Genomic DNA, 18,409 nt, shown 5'->3' on the forward strand with positions numbered 1-18,409 from the left:
AAGGCGCGGCACAGGCGCTGGCTTGACGGCGGCGGAGTGGCTTAACAAGATGGGGGTTTACGCCTTGCCGCTCCTGGCGCCTTGTTGTTGCGCCGCGGATGCCGGTTACCGTCTTCATCCGTTGCCGTAGGCCGCTTCCAGAGCTAGTCCGTCATGCATGCCAGTCCAGACTCCACCGCTTCCTCGTTCGCGCAGGCGACGGACCTGCAGTATCGCGAGATCTTCGACAAGATCGATTCCGGCTTCTGCGTGATCCAGATGCTGTTCGAGGGCGAGCGCGCGGTCGATTACGTGTTCCTGCAGGTCAATCCGGCCTTCGAGCGCGAGACCGGCCTGCGCGACGTGGTCGGGCGGCGCATGCGCGAGATCTCGCCGACCCACGAGGAGCACTGGTTCCAGCGCTACGGCGCGGTGGCGCTGAGCGGTCGTCCGGACAAGTTCGAGAACTTCGCCACCGCGCTCGATCGCTGGTGGGCGGTGGATTCGTTCCGTGTCGGCGCGCCCGAACTGCGCCAGGTCGCCGTGCAGTTCCTCGACATCACCGAGCGCAAGCGGATGGAGCGCGACCTGGCCGAGAGCGAGGCGCGCTTCAGCGCGCTGGCCGAGGGCCTGCCGATGCCGGTGTGGGTGCTGGACGCCCAGGGCGAACTGCGCTTCACCAATACCGCCTATGCCGAATTCTTCGGCATCGATCTGGATACCGATGCTGCGCGCCCGGGCTGGGGCGACGTGCTGCATCCGGAAGACGTGGGCGTGTTCGCCTACGAGTTGCGCAACGCGCTGCACGACCAGCGCAACCTGCGCGCGCTGGTGCGCGCGCGCCGCCACGATGGCGAGTGGCGCTGGGTGGAAATGACCGCGGTGCCGCGCTATTCCGCCGAGGGCCAGTTCATCGGCCTGGCCGGCAGCAGCCCGGACGTCACCGAACGCCGCGACATCGAACTGGCGCGCGAGCAACTGCTGGAATCCGAGCGCAGCGCACGCAACGCCGCCGAGAGCATGGCGCGGCTGAAGGACGAGTTCCTGGCGACGCTGTCGCACGAACTGCGCACGCCGCTGACCACCATCCTCGGCTGGAGCGACCTGCTGCTGCAGCGGCTGCCGCCGGGCGATCCGAGCAGCAAGGGCCTGTCGGTCATCGCCAGCAGCGCGCGCGCGCAGCAGCGGCTGATCTCGGACATGCTCGATCTGAGCAGCATGCTGCTGGGCAAGGTGCAGCTGGAAGTGGAGGCGCTGGACCTGGCCGAGCAGGTGCGCGAGGCGATGCGCGCGCAGGAGCCGGTGGCCGAAGGCAAGGACCAGGCGCTGACCCTGCAGGCGCCGTCGCAGCCGTGCATGGTGCTGGGCGACGCCACGCGCCTGCAGCAGGTGTTCTGGAACCTGCTGTCCAACGCGATCAAGTTCACGCCCGCGCACGGGCGCATCGCCCTGGCGATCGCGCTCGACGACGATGGCGAGCACGTCAGCGTGGCCGTGCGCGATTCCGGCGACGGCATTCCGCCGGAGTTCCTGCCGCATCTGTTCGGCCGCTTCCGTCAGGCCGACAGCACCACCACGCGTCTGCACGGCGGCCTCGGCCTGGGCCTGGCGATCGTGCAGCAACTGGTGGAAATGCATGGCGGCCAGATCAGTGCGGCTAGCGAAGGTCGCGGCTGCGGCTCGGTCTTCACCGTGCGCCTGCCGCTGCACCGCGATGCGCCGGGCTCGCGCCCGCTGCGCGAAGTGCGCGCGTTCGCGATGGCCGAACAGGTGGTCGAGGCGTATTCGCTCAAGGGCGTGCGCCTGTTGGCGGTGGAAGACCAGCCGGACATGCTCGACTACCTGCGGCGCCTGCTCGAGGAGCAGGGCGCGGAGGTGGTCGCGGTGGGCTCGGCCAGCGAGGCGCTGGAGGTGCTCGACGGCGGCGGTCATGCGGCGATCGACGTGATGGTCACCGACATCGGTATGCCGGGCATGGATGGCTACGGGCTCATCCGCACCGTGCGCGAGAACATGGGCCTGGGCGCGGACGAACTGCCGGCGGTTGCGGTGACTGCGCTGGCACGTGCCGACGATCGCCAGCGCGCGCTGCAGTCCGGCTTCCAGGAACACCTGGCCAAGCCGTACAGCGTGGCGCAGCTGGTCTCGGCGGTGCGCTTCGCGCGGCAGCGCTAGCGCGGTCTTGCCCGCCGGCTCACGCGGCCGGCGCTAGGGTGCTGCGGTTCCCCCTCAGGAGTCCGCAGATGACCCAGTTTGCCCAGCGTATCCACACCGACCAGGCGCAGATCCAGGCGCTGGAAGCGTTGATCCTGCAACTGCCCGGGCAGGCGCATGTGCGCATCGAATTGAACGACGGCAGCGTGTGCTTCGGCACCGTGTCGGTACGGCCCAGCATCCAGCAGTTCCGCGACGCCGATGGCAACGAGGGCAGCAATGCGCAGGTGCGCATCGACGACCTCGACGATCCGGCCCAGCACCGCTACCTGTGGCTGGACGAAATCCGCAGCGTGCGCCAGTTGCCGGCGCGGCCCTGGGACACCGATCCGCGCGGCGACGCCTCTTGACGCATCTTTCACTTTTTCCGCGGCGGGGCTGTGCATCATCGGCCTTCCCCCGTGTTCCCGGATATCCAAGACACATGGCCATGTCTTCGCCGATTCGCGCCCGTTGGGTGTTGTGTGCGCTCAGTGCCGCCCTGCTCGCCGCCTGCGGCGACACCGCCAAGCACTCCATCGAGGAGGGCATGGGACCGGATCCGGTGTTGCCCGATCCGGTCAAGCGCATGATCCCCACGGTCAAGGTCGCCGAGGTCAAGCGCTGGGCCGATGGCGCTGCGCCGGTGCCGGCCGCCGACCTGGCGGTGCAGGCCTTCGCCCGCGACCTGGACCATCCGCGCTGGCTGTACGTGCTGCCCAACGGCGACGTGCTGGTCGCCGAGACCGCCGAGCCGCCGGCACCTGAAAAGGAGAGCAGCGGCCTGCGCGACAAGATCCAGGGCGCGATGATGGCCAAGGCCGGCGCCGCCGTGCCCAGCGCCAACCGCATCACCCTGTTGCGCGACGCCGACGGCGACGGCGTCGCCGAGGTGCGCACGCAGTTCCTCAAGGGCCTGTATTCGCCGTTCGGCATGGCCCTGGTCGGCGACCGCCTGTACATCGCCAATGCCGATGCCCTGGTCAGCTTCCCGTACAAGGACGGCGACACCCAGATCACCGCCGCGCCGAGCTTCGTCGCCAACCTGCCCGGCGGCATCAATCACCACTGGACCAAGAGCCTGCTGGCCAGCCGCGACGGCAAGAAGCTGTACGTGGGCGTCGGCTCCAACAGCAACGTCGCCGAGAACGGCATGGAGCAGGAACTCAACCGCGCCGCGATCCTGGAAGTGGACGCCGCCAGCGGCGCCACCCGCGTGTTCGCCAGCGGCCTGCGCAATCCGGTCGGCCTGGCCTGGCAGCCCGGCACCGACACGCTGTGGACCGTGGTCAACGAACGCGACGAGATCGGCAGCGACCTGGTGCCGGATTATCTGACCTCGGTGCGCGAGGGAGGCTTCTACGGCTGGCCGTACAGCTACTACGGCCAGCACGTGGACGAGCGCGTGCAGCCGCAGAACCCGGAGATGGTGGCCAGCGCCATCAAGCCGGACTACGCGCTGGGCGCGCATACCGCCTCGCTGGGTCTGGCCTTCTACGAGGGTGCGCTGCTGCCGCAGTCCTACCGCGGCGGCGCCTTCATCGGCCAGCACGGCTCCTGGAATCGCGACCCGCCGTCGGGCTACAAGGTGATCTACGTGCCCTTCGCCAACGGCAAGCCCAGCGGCAAGCCGCAGGACGTGCTGACCGGCTTCCTCGACGCCGAGGGCCGCGCCCAGGGCCGCCCGGTCGGCGTGGCGGTGGACAAGCCCGGCGCGCTGCTGGTTGCCGACGACGTCGGCAATGTGGTGTGGCGGGTGACGCCGAAGCCGGGCAAGTGAGCGGCCTGGTTAGCGGCGTGTTTCCGGATCGATCGTAGGAGTGACTTCGGCCGCCGCGCGGGATTCCTGGTCGCGATGCGGGATCGATGGCCGCGGCGTGGGCTTCATGGTGAAGTCCGATCGCGGCTGAAGCCGCTCCTACAAACGGCCATTGCGGAAGGTGTGGCACGTGCCCCCAGGACTGCTGCACCGAGCATCCCATTGCGAGCGGCCGCGTGCTTCGAAAAACATGCGCAAGCACCCGTAGGAGCGGCTTCAGCCGCGACGGGCCTTACAGGAAAAACCACGGCCGCAGCCGCTTCCTGGAAGTCGGCCTGATTTGCTGCAGCTGAAAATTTCGCGATATCGGCGCGAGTGCAAATCGATCTCTGATGACGCGTAGGAGCGGCATCAGCCGCAACCGGGATGCCTGGCAAGGCCCAGTCGCGGCCGATGCCGCTCCTGCATGTTGATTGGTCGAGCCGAAAGCCCGGCGTCAGTGCTCCACAGGCGCGGGCTCCACGCCGAAACGGCGGGCGTAGCCGCGTTCGTTGAAGACGCGCTCCACTTCGGTATCGCCCAGCTCCGGGGCGGCGTAGACGGCATAGACCACGCTGCCGTCGTCGCGTGCGCCGCGCTGGTGCAGGCGGTAGCGCGGACGCCCGGTGCCGGTGTTCTCCGGGTAGTGCAACGGCGGCTGGCTGCCATCCAGGTCCACTTCGCTGTTGTCGACGACGCCGCCGATGAACACTGCGCGCATGCTGCCTCTCCGGTCATTGGGTGCCTTGCAGCCTAGGCGCGGCGATGTTGCCGGAACATCAATGATGCGTTGGATTCGCGCAAAACCGGGGTCGCGGCGCACTGCCGGTAGAATGCGCGTCCCTGTTCCGATGACTCACGCCCGATGCCGGCTGCGCAAGACGCCCCCCTCGACACCCTGTTCCTGCCGTTCGCCCAGGGCGTGCTGCGCTGGCCTGCCGGCAAGGTGCTGTTCCTGCGCGCCCGCGACGGCTGGGCGCTGCGCCAGCACGCGCAGCCGCCGCAACTGGTCTGCGAGCAGGACTACCGGCCGTTCGCCAGCGCGCTGCAGCAGGGCGGCTGGACCGTGCGCGCCGAGCAGGACGGCACCGCCGACGCCGGCGGCTACGCGCTGGTGCTGGTGCTGCCGCCGCGCCAGCGCGAGGAAGCGCGGGCGCTGCTGGCGCGCGCCGTGGCGCTGGCCGCGCCGGGCGGCGTGGTGGTGGCCTGCCAGGCCAACAACGAGGGCGCGCGCTCCGGCGAGGACGACCTGCAGCAACTGGCCGGACTCGGCGGCAAGCTGACCAAGCACCACTGCCGGGTGTACTGGACCGCGCCGCTGCAGGGTGGCCACGACGCCGCGCTGCAGCAGCGCTGGGCGAAGCTGGATACGGTGCGGCCGATCCTGGACGGGCGCTTCCATAGCCGCCCGGGCGTGTTCGCCTGGGATCGCATCGACCCGGCCTCGGCGCTGCTGGCCGAGCACCTGCCGGCCGAGCTGCGCGGCCGTGCCGCCGATCTCGGCGCCGGCTACGGCTACCTGTCGGCCGAACTGCTGGCGCGCTGCCCGCAACTGACCGCGCTGGACCTGTTCGAGGCCGACGCACGCGCGCTGGCGCTGGCGCGCGCCAACCTGGCGCAGGCGCCGGCCGGGACGACGCTGGGCTTCCACTGGCACGACGTGACCACCGGACTGCCGGGGCAGTACGACGTCATCGTCAGCAATCCGCCGTTCCATGCGCCGGGGCGGATGGAGCGGCCGGACATCGGCCGGCGCTTCATCGCGGTGGCGGCGCAGGCGCTGGCGCCCGGCGGGCGGCTGTTCCTGGTCGCCAACCGCCATCTGCCCTACGAGGCGGTGCTCGATGCCAGTTTCGGGGAGACCGAGGTGCTCGCCACCCGCGACGGCTTCAAGCTGATCCATGCGGTGCGCAGCCGCGCTGGAGCGCGCCGATGAAGCTGGTCAAGCACCTGGCCAACCTGGGCTACGGCAGCCGCAAGCAGGTGGCGCTGATGTTCCGCGAGGGCCGCATCACCGACGCCGAGGGCGAGGTGCTGTATGCCGACGACCAGGTGCCGCACGCGGCGATCCGGGTCGACGGCGAGCCGCTGGACCCGCCGCCCGGGCTGATCCTGGCGCTGCACAAGCCGGTCGGCTACACCTGCTCGACCAAGGATCCGGGACGCATCGTCTACGACCTGCTGCCGCCGCGCTTCCGCCTGCGCTCGCCGCTGCTGTCCACGGTGGGGCGGCTGGACCGCGACACCAGCGGCCTGCTGCTGATGACCGACGACGGCGCGCTGCTGCATCGCATCGTCTCGCCCAAGGCGCGGCTGGCCAAGGTCTACGAGGCCACCCTGGCCGAGGATCTGCGCGGCGACGAGGTCGCGCAGTTCGCCAGCGGCACGTTGATGCTCGACGGCGAGACCACGCCGCTGCTGCCGGTGCAACTGGAGACGCTGGGGCCGCGCCAGGTGCGCGTGGCCCTGCACGAAGGTCGCTACCACCAGGTGCGGCGCATGTTCGCCGCCGTCGGCAACCACGTGGCCGCGCTGCACCGCAGCCGCATCGGCGGCTTCGGCCTGGACGATCTGCCCTCGGGGCAGTGGCGGGTGCTGGAGGCGGCGGACGTGGCGGTGCTGTTTGAGGGCCGGGATTAGGGAGTCGGGATTAGGGATTGGCAAAAACGCGTGGCGCCACGCACCGTCGCAAATCCCGCTTCTACGAATCCCCAATCCCCAATCACGAATCCCGACTCTCAACCGCCCGCTTCCAGCCCTCCAGCCCCAGTTTCTCCAGGGTCTGCAGATTGCGCTCGACGATCACGTCCGCGTCAGGGAACGCGGCCACTGCGCGTTCCACGCTGTCCTCGCGCAGCAGGTGCAGGGTGGGGTAGGGCGCGCGGTTGGTGTAGTTGCCGATGTCGTCCGGCGCGGTGCCGGCGAACTGGTACTGCGGATGGAAACTGGCCACCTGCAGCACGCCCTGCAGATCCAGTGCCTCGACCGCGGCGTCGGCGTTGTCGAGGAAATCGTTGTAGTCGAGGAACTCCTGCAGCACGTCCGGGTGCACGATCAGCGTGGTGTCGATCTGCTCGGCCGGGGTGTCGCGCAGCAGCACCAGTTCCTCGGCCAACTGTTCGAGCAGCGCCTCGGGCGTACTGGCGTCGCTGAGCACGTAGCGGATCTGCTGCTTGACGTGCACCGCCTTGGCGAAGGGGCACAGGTTCAGGCCGATCACCGCGCGTTCCAGCCAGCGGCGGGTGTCGCCCAGGTAGTCGGGCGCGTCGCCAGGAGTCTCGTCGTGCATCGGTCGCGGAAATCGCCTAGGGAAGGTGCAGGCGATTGTAGGCGGTGTCCAGCCACGCCGGCGTTTCCGCGTACATCTGGCGAATCAGCTGCTTGATCAGCGGCAGCAGATCGGAGCCGTCGTTGCGGCGATGGCTAAGGATGATCGGCGAGGTGGCGTGGGCGTCGTCGAGCAGGCGGTAGTGCAGGTCGCGACGCAGCACCCGCACCGAGGCCGGGATGACGCACAGGCCCATTTCCGCGGCAACCAGGCCCAGCGCGGTCTGCAGTTCGCGCACTTCTTGCACCGCCAGCGGACGGACGCCGCGGTCGCGCAGCAGCGACAGCACCTGGTCGGCGAAGCTCGGCCGCGGCTGGCTGGGGTAGACGATCAGGCGCTGCGCAGTGAGCGCGTCGGGCGTCAGCGGGGTGTCGGAGGCGGCCAGCGGATGCTCCATCGGCAGCGCGACCACCAGACGTTCCTCGCGCAACACGAAGCGCTCCACCGTGTCGTCGTCGTGGCGGATGCGGCCGATGCCCAGGTCGATGCGGCCGGTCTTCAGCGCCTCGATTTGTTCGCCGGACATCAGTTCCAGCAGGCGGATGTCCAGGTCCGGGCGCTGCTGGCGCAGCCGCCGTACCAGCATCGGCAGGCCGCCATACAGCGCGGAGGCGACGAAGCCGATGGCGAACACGCGCTGCTCGCTACGGCCGAGCCGACGCGCGGCGTCCTGCATCTGCTCGACCCGGCCCAGCACCTGCAGCGCTTCCTCGTAGAACAGCTTGCCGGCGTCGGTCAGCCGCAGCGGGCGGCTGCTGCGCACGATCAGCCGCGTGCCCAGTTGCTCCTCCAACTGCTGGATCTGCCGGCTCAGCGGCGGCTGCGCGATGTGCAGCAGCTCGGCGGCGCGGGTGAAGTTGCGCTCGCGGGCGACGGCGACGAAGTAGCGGAGTTGGCGCAGGTCCATTGGGAGTCCGTGCTCGTTCGAAGTATGTTGCGCCGCAGTAAAGTCAGAGATGAAGCGGTTCGCGCGGACAAAATACCAAAAAGGTATGGAAGGAGACCGATAGAGTCTTGGACGTGGCCACGCGGCCGGAGCAGTGTGGCCCGCATGGACCCGTTGCCGACCCCCACCCGCCGTACCGCCCCCACCGTCGAACGTGTCGAGACCCTGCTGCTCGACCTGCCGACCATCCGCCCGCACCGCCTGTCGGTGGCGACCATGCAGGGGCAGACCCTGATGCTGGTGCGCCTGCACTGCTCCGATGGCGTGGTCGGCCTGGGCGAAGGCACCACCATCGGCGGCCTGGCCTACGGCGCGGAAAGCCCGGAAGGCATGAAGCTGGCGATCGACCGCTACCTGGCGCCGCTGCTGGCCGGCGCCGACGCCACCGCCGTGCAGGCGCTGATGCAGCGTATCGGCAAGCAGGTCAAGGGCAACCATTTCGCCAAGTGCGCGGTGGAGACCGCGCTGCTGGACGCGCAGGGCAAGCGCGTCGGCCTGCCGCTGTCCGAGTTGCTGGGGGGGCGCCTGCGCGAGCGCCTGCCGGTGGCCTGGACCCTGGCCTCGGGCGACACCGCGCGCGACATCGCCGAGGCCGAGCAACTGCTGGACCAGCGCCGGCACCAGGTGTTCAAGCTAAAGATCGGCGCGCGGCCGCCGGCCGAGGACATCGCCCACGTGGCCGCGATCAAGCGTGCGCTGGGTGCGCGCGCCGCGGTGCGGGTCGACGTCAACATGGCGTGGAGCGAGGCCGAGGCGGTGCGCGCGCTGCCGGCGCTGGCCGATGCCGGCTGCGAGCTGGTCGAGCAGCCTGTGGCCTCGCGCGAGGCGATGCAGCGGCTGATGCAGCGCTTCCCGCTGGCGTTGATGGCCGACGAGATCCTGGCCGGGCCGGAGAGCGCGTTCCTGGCCGCGCGGGCACCGGCGGCCGACGTGTTCGCAGTGAAGATCGAGCCGTCCGGCGGGCCGATCGCCGCGCAGAAGGTCGCCGCCATCGCCGAGGCGGCCGGCATCGGCCTGTACGGCGGCACCATGCTGGAAGGGCCGATCGGCACCATCGCCTCGGCGCAGGTGTTCGCCACCTTCCCGCAACTGCAGTGGGGCACCGAACTGTTCGGGCCGCTGCTGCTCACCGAGCACCTGCTGACCGAGCCGCTGCGCTACGCCGATTTCCACCTGCAGTTGCCCACCGGCCCCGGCCTGGGCATCGCGCTGGACGAGGCGCAGGTGCAGGCCTTCCGCCGCGATCGCGGCCGCAGCGTGGTGGCGGTCAGCGCCACCGCGGAGGACTGACCATGCTGTTCCACGTGACCATGGATGTGAACCTGCCCGCCGACATGCCGCCCGAGCGTGCCGAGCAGCTCAAGCGCGAAGAAAAGGCGCGCTTCCAGGCGCTGCAGCGCGACGGGCGTTGGCGGCACATCTGGCGGGTGGTCGGGCAGTACGCCAACGTCAGCATCTTCGACGTGGCCGACAACGCCGAACTGCACGCGCTGCTGCTGTCGCTGCCGTTGTTCCCCTACATGCGCATCGCGGTCACGCCGCTGTGCCGCCACCCCTCGTCGCTGTACGAGGACGATCGCTAGTTCCGCTGCGGACGCTCCCTCGGGAGGGGACGTGTCTCGGCCGCCATCGCCACCACGAGAAAGGAAGGGCATCACCATGAGCGTCAAGATCTTCGCCACCCCCGATGTGCAGGCGTTCCTGCGCCAGGTCAGCGGGCTGGACATGCCGGGCGGCGCGCCGCGGGTGAAGCAGATCGTGCACCGCGTGCTCTCGGATCTGTTCCGCAGCATCGACGAGTTGGAGATCACCCCCGACGAATACTGGGCGGCGATCGCCTGGCTCAACGACCTGGGCGCGGCCGGGCAGGCCGGGCTGATCTCGCCCGGGCTGGGCCTGGACCACTTCCTGGATCTGCGCCTGGACGCCATCGACGCGGCGCTGGGCATCGACAATCCGACCCCGCGCACCATAGAAGGACCGCTGTACGTGGCCGGCGCACCGGTGGCGCACGGCTTCGCCCGGCTCGACGACGGCAGCGACGAAAACGGCCACACCCTGGTCATGCACGGTACCGTGTACGGCGCCGACGGCCGCCCGCTGCCCGGCGCCAGCGTCGAGGTCTGGCATTGCGACACGCGCGGCTTCTATTCGCACTTCGACCCCACCGGCAAGCAGGCGCCGTTCAACATGCGCCGCACGATCATCGCCGATGCCCAAGGCCGCTACCGCTTCCAGAGCATCGTGCCCAAAGGCTACGGCGTGCCGCCGGGCAGCCCGACCGAACGCCTGCTGTTCGCGCTCGGCCGGCATGGCCAGCGTCCGGCGCACATCCACTTCTTCATCGGTGCCGACGGCCACCGCAAGCTGACCACGCAGATCAACATCGCCGGCGATCCATTGGTCGACGACGACTTCGCCTACGCCACCCGCGACGGCCTGGTGCCGGCGATCGTCGAGCACAGCGACCCGGCCAGCATCGCCGCCAACGGCGTGGACGGTCCGTTCGCCGAGATCGCCTTCGATTTCCACCTGACCCCGCTGGTCGACGGCGTCGACAACCAGGCCAATCCGGCGCGTCGCCGCGCAGCCGCCTAGCCGAGTTCGCGCCGCGGCCACGGTGCGGCCGCGGCGCAGCAACACCACCGTCTTCAGTTCCTGGCACTCCGCTGCCGCCGCCGCTTCCGGGGGCGGTACGGACCCCTGCGCGTCGCCTGCCGGCGGCCGCATCCACGCATCGGCTCGGAGGGAGGGCCCGATCATGCAGCAGTTCGCACATCCAACGCGCCGCAGGGCGCAGCGGCAGGGCACGCCACGCTGGACCACGCTGCTGTGGACCGTGGCGGCGGTTTCGGGCGGTGCAGCCGCCAACAATGGCGTCGCCTTGCCCGGCTACGGCGCGCAGACCCAGGGGCTGGCCGGCACGTCGATCGCCCTGCCGCTGGACGCGGCGGCGTCGGCCAACAACCCGGCCGGCATGGGCGCGGTCGGCGACCGCGTCGATGCCGACCTCACCCTGATTTCAGCGCCGGTGCGCAGCCAGGTCGGCGCTGCCCGCTACAAGGACGATGCGCTGATCCCGGTGCCGACCGCCGGCTACAACCGGCAACTCAACGACGACCTGAGCCTGGGCGTGTCGGTGTTCGGCCATGGCGTGGCGCTCGACTATGGCGCCCCGGTCTACGGCAGCCACGACACGCTGTCCAAGCTGCAGCAGGTGGTGCTGGCGCCGACCCTGGCCTGGCGCGTGGGCGAGCACCAGTACCTGGGCGTCTCGCCGCGGCTGGCCTACCAGCGCCTGCACATCGCCGGCCTGGAGGGGATCGGCTTCCAGTCGGCCGGTGCCGACGCCGCGTACGGCTATGGCGTGGCGCTGGGCTGGTACGGCCAACTGGCGCCGGGGTTGAATGCCGGCGTCACCTGGTCCAGCCGCATCCGCTTCGGCCGCCTGCAGCGCTACCGCGGACTGCTGCCGGACGGCCGCCTGGATCTGCCGCAGCAAGCCGGTGCCGGCCTGGCCTGGCAGCCCACCGCGGCGCTGACCCTGGCCGCCGACTGGCTGTGGATCGACTGGACCGGCGAGCGCGCCTATGGCAATCGCATCGACCAGGGCGGGGCGCTCGGCGATGCGGACGGCCCCGGCTTCGGCTGGCGCAGCCAGCGCATCGTCCGGCTCGGCGCCGACTACCGGCTCAACGATGCCTGGTCGCTGCGGCTTGGCTACGCGCGCGCCAGCCAGCTCATTCCCGACAGCCAGGCGCAGCTCGCGGTGCTGGCGCCGTTGGCGCAGTACCGCCACTACGCGCTGGGCGCGACCTGGCGGCTGTCGCCGCAGCTGTCGCTGACCGGCAGCGTCACCCACGCTCCGGGCGGTTCGGTCGCCAGCGGCGGGGTGCAGGCCGGGACCCGCGATCTGACCTATCTCAATTTCGGCCTCGGCTGGACCTTCCGCTGAGCCACACGGAGACGATCCCATGCAAACCTATCTGCTGCTGCACGGTTCCTGGCACGACGGCCACGCCTGGGACGGCGTCGCGACCCATCTGCGCGCGCACGGGGTGCAGGTGCATGCACCGACCATCGCCGGGCATGGCGCCGGCGCCGACAAGCGCGTCTCGCACGCCGACTGCGTGGCCTCGGTGGTGGACTACGTGCGCCGCCACGACCTGCGCGACCTGGTCGTGCTCGGCCACAGCTGGGGCGGCAGCATCGTGCAGCGCCTGGCCGAGGAGGAGCCAGAGCGCTGCAAGCGGCTGATCTTCCACAATGCCTTCGTGCTGCGCGACGGCGAGGCGCTGTTCAACCTGCTGCCGCCGCACTACCAGGGATTGTGGAAGAACGCGGTCGATGCCGACGGCGGCATCATGCTGCCGTTCCCGATCTGGCGCGACGGCTTCATCGGCGACGTCGATCTGGCGCTGGCACAACAGGCCTACGCGCAACTGAGCCCGACCCCGGCGCGCAGCCATTTCGACGCGGTGCCGCTCAAGCGCTTCCACGAACTGCAGATTCCGCGCAGCTGGCTCTACGCCACCGACGACGTGGCACTGCCGCCGGGCGAATACGGCTGGCATCCGCGGCTGAGTGCGCGCCTGGGCCCCTACCGCCTGGTCAGCCTGCCGGGCAGCCACGAAGTGTGTTTCAGCGCGCCTGCGCTGCTGGCCGAGAAAATCCTGCTGGCCGGCCGCGACTGACATTCCCCACCGGAGACTCAAGATGAATCCTGCATCCCCCCTGCGCATCGGCATCGTCGGCGGCGGCATCGCCGGCGTCGGCCTGGCCCTGGGCCTGTGCCGTCACCGCCATCTCGACGTGCAACTGTTCGAATCGGCACCGGCCTTCGGCGAAATCGGAGCCGGCGTCTCGTTCGGCCCCAACGCGGTACGCGCGCTGGCCGGCCTGGGCATGGGCGAACCCTATGCCGAACTCGCCGATCGCACACCCGCGCCCTGGCAGGACGTGTGGTTCGAATGGCGCCGTGGCGAGGACGCGCGGCTGCTGGGGCAGACCGTGGCGCCCGGCGTCGGCCAGTCGTCGGTGCATCGCGCCGACTTCCTCGATGCGTTGGCCACGCGCCTGCCGTTCGGGCTGGCCAGGTTCGGCAAGCGCGCGGTCGCCGTTGAGCAGGACGCCGACGTGGCGCGCGTTCGCTTCGCCGATGGCAGCCAGTACGAAGGCGACGTGCTGATCGCCGCCGACGGCATCAAGTCCGCCATGCGTGGCGAGGTGCTGCGTGCCCTCGGCCATGCACCGGCCGAACCGCGTTTCACCGGCACCTGCGCCTATCGCGGCCTGATCGACGCCGCGCGGCTGCGCGCCGCCTTCGCCGCCCGCGGCGTGGACGCACACCTGGTCGACGTGCCGCAGATGTTGCTGGGCCTGGACGCGCACATCCTGACCTTCCCGGTGAAGCAGGGCCGGCTGATCAACGTGGTCGCCTTCGTCTCCGACCGCAGCGACCCGGCGCCGCAATGGCGCGCCAGCCAGGCCTGGGTGCGCGAGGCCAGCCGCCGCGAGATGCTGGAGGCGTTCGCGCACTGGGGCGAGGCGGCGCGTACGCTGCTGGAGTGCATCGACACGCCCACGCACTGGGCGCTGCACGATCTGGCCGAGCTGCCCGGCTACGTGCACGGGCGGCTGGCGCTGATCGGCGATGCCGCGCACGCGATGCTGCCGCACCAGGGCGCCGGCGCCGGACAAGGGCTGGAGGACGCCTATCTGCTCGCGCAACTGCTGGCCACGCCCGGCCTGACGCGCGGCGACCTGCCGGCCCTGCTGCAGGTCTACGAGCGCCTGCGCCTGCCGCGCGCCTGCCGCGTGCAACGCACCTCGCGCGAGGCCGGCGCGCTGTACGAACTGCGCGATCCGCAGGCCGGCGCCGACGATACGCGGCTGGCGCAGACGCTGGCGCAGCGCTTCGACTGGATCTGGGAGCACGATTTCGACGCGGAGGTTGCGCAGGCGCGGCGCATGCTGGCCGCAGGTGTCACCGCGGGCGGTTAGACAGGGATTGCGGTGGTCCGCGTTTGGCGCACACGGCGCGGAGACGGTGGTTTGGCTGGGGTGTGCCGGCTCGTTGCGATGCGCCGTATGCGGTCGCGTCGCCCTCCGTACCCGGAGGAGGGCGGCGCGACCGCATCGCTTTCATGCATTGCAACGGCCGGGAGGCGTTCCGGTTCCGGTTGCCATGCAGGACGCCCGTGTCCGCGCTGACCGGATGGCGTGCGCAGGTCGCGACGTTGCGCGCACGTCGCTGTGGCGCGCAGCCCTCGAAGGCGAGGTGATACGCAGCCACGTGCACTCACGCATCACCGGCGACGACATAGTGCGCTCGAGGCAAGAAGATCCGTCGCCACACGGTGGTCGTCTTGCACCTGGCAGCGACGTGCGCGCGAAGCGTCTGCGCGGCGGCCTCAGTCGCGGAAATTGTCGAACTGCAGCGGCAGCTCGAAATCGCTCTTCTTCAGCAGCGCGATCGCGTCCTGCAGGTCGTCGCGCTTCTTGCCGCTGACCCGCAGCTTGTCGCCGTTGATCTGCGCTTCCACCTTGAGCTTGGCTTCCTTGAGCGTGGCCACGATCTTCTTGCCCAGCTTCTGCTCGATGCCCTGCTTGACCGTGATCTTCTGCCGCGCACCGGCGAGATTGGTCTCCACGTCGCCGAACTCCAGGCAGCGCACGTCGATGCCGCGGGCCAGCAGGCGCGCGCGCAGGATGTCGGTCATCTGCTTGACCTGGAAATCGCTGGGCGCGGACTGGGTGATGACCTGGTCGTCCAGTTCGAACTTGGCGTCGACGCCCTTGAAGTCGAAGCGCGTCGACAGTTCGCGGTTGGCCTGGTCGACGGCATTGGTCAGTTCGTGCTTGTCGACTTCGGACACGATATCGAAGGAAGGCATGGGCAAGTCCTCGGCAAAGATGCCTATCGTAAGACGTGCGGGTCGTGCATGGGGCATGCGTGTGGTTAGGGTGGGGATTGGAGATCGGGGATTCGCAGAGGTGCCCTCTGCCGATGCGACAGGCGCGCCGCCCTCGCGCGCCGTCGTAGGAGCGGCTTCAGCCGCGACGAGGGTGTCCTCGCATGACGGTCGCGGCTGATCCCGCAAAAGGCGACAAGAGCCGCTCCTGCGGGACAGCGCGATGCCTGGCAAAAGCAGGTGATCGGATGTGTCTTGAAGTCGCTCTCTCGGAAAGCTGTGTCAGCCGATAGCGCCGGCTGGAGGTATGTGGGAGGGACTTCAGTCCCGACGCCATGGCCTCCGGCACCACGCACACCACCGATCGCGGCGATAATGCGTCGATGCCCAACTCCCGTTCCAATGCCGCCGCCGCTGCGTGGATGATCGCCGCGGTCGCGTTCTTTTCGCTGATGGATGCGTCCATGAAGCAGCTCAGCACGCATTACCCGGCGCTGCAGGTGGCGGCGTTGCGCGGCGGAGCGTCGCTGCCGTTCGTGCTGGTGTGGGTGCTGGCCAGCGCCGGGCCGCGCGCGATCTGGCCGGTGCGCTGGGGCTTGCACCTGCTGCGCGGCGTGCTCGGCATCGCCATGATCGGCTGCTTCGCCTGGGCCTTGCGCAGCCTGCCGCTGTCCACCGCCTACACCATCTACTTCGTCGCGCCGCTGCTGGTGGCGGCGCTGTCGGTGCCGCTGCTCGGCGAATACGTGGGGCCGCGGCGCTGGGCGGCGATCGGCGTCGGCCTGGTCGGCGTGCTGGTGGTGCTGCGCCCCGGCATGGACGGCTTCGTCTCGCTGCCGGGGCTGATGGTGCTGCTGGCGGCCATCGCCTACGCGGTCGCCTCGGTGCTGGTCAGCCTGCTGGCGCGCACCGATACGTCGCAGTCGCTGGTGGTGTGGTTCCTGCTGATCATGGCGCTGGGCGCCGGCGCGTTGGCGCTCCCGGACTGGACCCCGCTGCGTGCGGCCGACACCGGCTGGATCGCCGGCATGGGCCTGGCCGGGGCGCTGGGCCAAGTGGCGTTGACCCAGGCGTTCCGCCGTGGCGACGCCTCGCTGGTCGCGCCGCTGGAGTATAGCGGCCTGTTGTGGGTGATTCCCTGGGACTGGCTGCTGTGGCGCAAGCTGCCCGACGCCTGGACCTGGGTGGGCGGGGCGATCATCGTCGCCAGCGGCCTGTACCTGCTGCACCGCGAGCGGATCCGCGCGGTGGCGCATCCGCCGCCGCAGGCGCGGCCCTAGCCCACTCCGCAATGCGCGCCTACGTTAGAATCGAATGGAATAACGCACGCCATCCTGGCCTGCTAGGCTTTGCGCCCCCCGTCGCTGCCGGTCCCGCGCGTTGATCCAGTTCGAGCGCCTGCACAAGTCCTATTCCGTCGCCGGCCAGCCGGTCGTGGCGCTGCATCCGCTCGACCTGCGCATCGAGGCCGGCGAGGTGTTCGGCATCATCGGCCATTCCGGCGCCGGCAAGTCGACCCTGATCCGGCTGATCAACCGGCTCGAAGAGCCCAGCGGCGGGCGCCTGATCATTGACGGCGAAGACGTCACCGCGCTGGATCGCGCCGGGCTGCGCACGCTGCGCCAGCGCGTGGGCATGATCTTCCAGCACTTCAACCTGCTGTCCTCGCGCACGGTCGCCGGCAACGTCGCATTCCCGCTGGAACTGGCCGGCACGCCGCGCGCGGAGATCGACGCTCGGGTGGCCGAGCTGCTGGAGCGGGTGGGGCTGGCCGCGCATGCGGGCAAGTACCCGGCGCAGCTGTCGGGCGGGCAGAAGCAGCGCGTCGGCATCGCCCGCGCCCTGGCCACGCGCCCGCGGATCCTGCTGTGCGACGAGGCCACCAGCGCGCTGGACCCGCAGACCACCGCCTCGGTGCTGGCGCTGCTGGCGCAGATCAACCGCGAGCTGGGCCTGACCATTGTGCTGATCACCCACGAGATGGAAGTGATCCGCCGCGTCTGCGACCGCGTGGCGGTGCTCGATGCCGGGCATCTGGTCGAGAGCGGGCCGGTCACCGAGGTGTTCCTGCATCCGCAGCATCCAACCACCAAGCGCTTCGTGTCCGAGGCCGAGCACGTCGACGAGGCCGAGCTGTACCGCGATTTCACCGCCGTGGACGGGCGCATCCTGCGGCTGACCTTCCTCGGCACCGACACCTACGCGCCGCTGCTCGGGCGCATCGCCCGCGCTACCGCGGTGGACTACAACATCCTGTCCGGGCGCATCGACCGGATCAAGGACACCCCTTACGGCCAACTGACCGTGGCCCTGGTCGGTGGCGACATGGATGCGGCGCAGGCCGCCTTCGTCGCCGCTGGCGTGCATGTGCAGGAGCTGCGCCGATGAGTCCGATCGCCACCGCCGCCGCAGGCTTCTTCCGCAATCTCGATGCCGGCAAATGGAGCGAGATCGGACGGGCGACCGTCGACACCCTGCTGATGCTCGGCGGTTCGCTGCCGCTGACCCTGCTGATCGGCCTGCCACTGGGCGTGCTGCTGTTCCTGACCGGCCCGCGCCAGACCCACCAGAAGCCGCTGCTGTACGGCAGCCTGGCGCTGGTGATCAACGTGCTGCGCTCGGTGCCCTTCATCATCCTGATGATCGCAATGATTCCGCTGACGCTGTGGGCGATGGGCACCTCGCTGGGCGTGCGCGGCGCGATCCTGCCGCTGGTGGTGGGCGCGGCGCCGTTCTACGCGCGGCTGGTGGAGACCGCACTGCGCGAAGTGGACCGCGGCGTGGTCGAGGCCAGCCTGGCGATGGGCGCGACCACCTGGCAACTGGTGACGCGGGTGCTGCTGCCGGAAGCGCGGCCGGGCCTGATCGCCGGCGCCACGGTGACCACGATCGCCCTGATCGGCTTCACCGCCATGGGCGGCGCGATCGGCTCCGGCGGCCTCGGCGACCTGGCCTACCGCGACGGCTACCAGCGTTCGCATGCCGACGTGGCCCTGGTGACCGTGGTGATCCTGCTGTTGCTGGTGCAGGCGCTGCAGATGCTCGGCGACCGCCTGGTCGCGCACTACAGCCGGCGCTGATGTCCTGCGTGCCGCGGTAGGAACGGCTTCAGCGCGCGCCCTACCGGTGGAGCGGTCGCGGCTGCAGCCGCTCCTGCGCGCATGGATCGCCCCGCCTGCACGGCCGTCTGCTAGCGTGCACGCATCGCGGCCGCGGGTCGCGCTCCTCCACTCCCCCCGTTTCCCCGGATA

General features: G+C 70.1%; 18 protein-coding genes. 14 read left to right on the forward strand and 4 right to left on the reverse strand.

Annotated features, from left to right (window positions below):
* Window positions 1-153: 153 nt before the first annotated feature.
* From PIQ37_RS14685 to PIQ37_RS14695, 3 genes are all read left to right on the forward strand, one after another.
* Window positions 154-2,154: a PAS domain-containing hybrid sensor histidine kinase/response regulator gene (locus tag PIQ37_RS14685; protein ID WP_017914947.1), complete on the forward strand. Its 2,001-nt coding sequence runs from the start codon at window positions 154-156 to the stop codon at window positions 2,152-2,154.
* A 68-nt stretch (window positions 2,155-2,222) separates the two neighbouring features.
* Entirely contained in the window at window positions 2,223-2,543 is a 321-nt protein-coding gene (locus tag PIQ37_RS14690) for a DUF3247 family protein (RefSeq protein ID WP_342074012.1), read from the forward strand.
* Window positions 2,544-2,617: 74 nt separating this feature from the next.
* Window positions 2,618-3,952 (forward strand): PQQ-dependent sugar dehydrogenase, encoded by a 1,335-nt coding sequence (locus PIQ37_RS14695; RefSeq protein WP_342074013.1) that lies wholly within the window; start codon window positions 2,618-2,620, stop codon window positions 3,950-3,952.
* A gap of 475 nt (window positions 3,953-4,427) precedes the next feature.
* Here the strand turns inward: PIQ37_RS14695 and PIQ37_RS14700 are convergent, their stop codons facing one another.
* Entirely contained in the window at window positions 4,428-4,691 is a 264-nt protein-coding gene (locus tag PIQ37_RS14700; RefSeq protein WP_017908770.1) for a hypothetical protein, read from the reverse strand.
* 144 nt (window positions 4,692-4,835) lie between these two features.
* Between PIQ37_RS14700 and PIQ37_RS14705 the strand changes: the two genes are divergently transcribed.
* Complete coding sequence (locus PIQ37_RS14705) at window positions 4,836-5,906, forward strand: class I SAM-dependent methyltransferase (protein WP_342074014.1); 1,071 nt, start codon at window positions 4,836-4,838, stop codon at window positions 5,904-5,906.
* A complete protein-coding gene (locus PIQ37_RS14710; protein WP_342074015.1) occupies window positions 5,903-6,610 on the forward strand; it encodes a pseudouridine synthase in 708 nt (235 codons plus the stop codon). Before PIQ37_RS14705 ends, PIQ37_RS14710 begins: the two co-directional genes overlap by 4 nt.
* Window positions 6,611-6,692: 82 nt before the next feature.
* Here the strand turns inward: PIQ37_RS14710 and PIQ37_RS14715 are convergent, their stop codons facing one another.
* Window positions 6,693-7,259, reverse strand: coding sequence for a DUF1415 domain-containing protein (locus PIQ37_RS14715; RefSeq protein ID WP_342074016.1), 567 nt, complete (start codon window positions 7,257-7,259; stop codon window positions 6,693-6,695).
* Window positions 7,260-7,275: 16 nt separating this feature from the next.
* A complete protein-coding gene (locus tag PIQ37_RS14720; protein ID WP_342074017.1) occupies window positions 7,276-8,205 on the reverse strand; it encodes a LysR family transcriptional regulator in 930 nt (309 codons plus the stop codon).
* Between the two features lie 144 nt (window positions 8,206-8,349).
* Between PIQ37_RS14720 and PIQ37_RS14725 the strand changes: the two genes are divergently transcribed.
* From PIQ37_RS14725 to salA, 6 genes are all read left to right on the forward strand, one after another.
* Window positions 8,350-9,534 carry a muconate/chloromuconate family cycloisomerase gene (locus tag PIQ37_RS14725; RefSeq protein ID WP_342074018.1) on the forward strand — a complete coding sequence of 395 codons (1,185 nt, stop codon included), beginning with the start codon at window positions 8,350-8,352 and terminating at the stop codon, window positions 9,532-9,534.
* 2 nt (window positions 9,535-9,536) lie between these two features.
* The gene (gene catC, locus PIQ37_RS14730; RefSeq protein WP_254459278.1) at window positions 9,537-9,827 is read left to right on the forward strand and encodes a muconolactone Delta-isomerase; all 291 of its coding nucleotides are present in this window, start codon (window positions 9,537-9,539) and stop codon (window positions 9,825-9,827) included.
* Window positions 9,828-9,903: 76 nt separating this feature from the next.
* Window positions 9,904-10,842 (forward strand): catechol 1,2-dioxygenase, encoded by a 939-nt coding sequence (catA, locus tag PIQ37_RS14735; protein WP_342074019.1) that lies wholly within the window; start codon window positions 9,904-9,906, stop codon window positions 10,840-10,842.
* Between the two features lie 163 nt (window positions 10,843-11,005).
* A complete protein-coding gene (locus PIQ37_RS14740; protein WP_342074020.1) occupies window positions 11,006-12,199 on the forward strand; it encodes an OmpP1/FadL family transporter in 1,194 nt (397 codons plus the stop codon).
* Window positions 12,200-12,218: 19 nt separating this feature from the next.
* Entirely contained in the window at window positions 12,219-12,938 is a 720-nt protein-coding gene (locus PIQ37_RS14745; protein ID WP_342074021.1) for an alpha/beta fold hydrolase, read from the forward strand.
* Window positions 12,939-12,960: 22 nt separating this feature from the next.
* On the forward strand, window positions 12,961-14,247 hold the full coding sequence (gene salA, locus PIQ37_RS14750; protein WP_342074022.1) for a salicylate 1-monooxygenase: 1,287 nt from the start codon (window positions 12,961-12,963) through the stop codon (window positions 14,245-14,247).
* A gap of 410 nt (window positions 14,248-14,657) precedes the next feature.
* Here the strand turns inward: salA and PIQ37_RS14755 are convergent, their stop codons facing one another.
* The gene (locus PIQ37_RS14755) at window positions 14,658-15,140 is read right to left on the reverse strand and encodes a YajQ family cyclic di-GMP-binding protein (protein WP_267112084.1); all 483 of its coding nucleotides are present in this window, start codon (window positions 15,138-15,140) and stop codon (window positions 14,658-14,660) included.
* A 401-nt stretch (window positions 15,141-15,541) separates the two neighbouring features.
* Between PIQ37_RS14755 and PIQ37_RS14760 the strand changes: the two genes are divergently transcribed.
* The 3 genes from PIQ37_RS14760 (at window position 15,542) to PIQ37_RS14770 (ending at window position 18,238) form a co-directional block, all read left to right on the forward strand.
* Window positions 15,542-16,438, forward strand: coding sequence for a DMT family transporter (locus PIQ37_RS14760; RefSeq protein ID WP_342074023.1), 897 nt, complete (start codon window positions 15,542-15,544; stop codon window positions 16,436-16,438).
* 100 nt (window positions 16,439-16,538) lie between these two features.
* Complete coding sequence (locus PIQ37_RS14765; protein WP_048492334.1) at window positions 16,539-17,546, forward strand: methionine ABC transporter ATP-binding protein; 1,008 nt, start codon at window positions 16,539-16,541, stop codon at window positions 17,544-17,546.
* Entirely contained in the window at window positions 17,543-18,238 is a 696-nt protein-coding gene (locus tag PIQ37_RS14770) for a methionine ABC transporter permease (RefSeq protein ID WP_148827999.1), read from the forward strand. The genes PIQ37_RS14765 and PIQ37_RS14770 overlap by 4 nt, the downstream gene beginning before the upstream one ends.
* Window positions 18,239-18,409: the final 171 nt, after the last annotated feature.

The sequence above is a fragment of the Xanthomonas protegens genome (assembly GCF_038442435.1).
GTDB lineage: Bacteria > Pseudomonadota > Gammaproteobacteria > Xanthomonadales > Xanthomonadaceae > Xanthomonas_A > Xanthomonas_A sontii.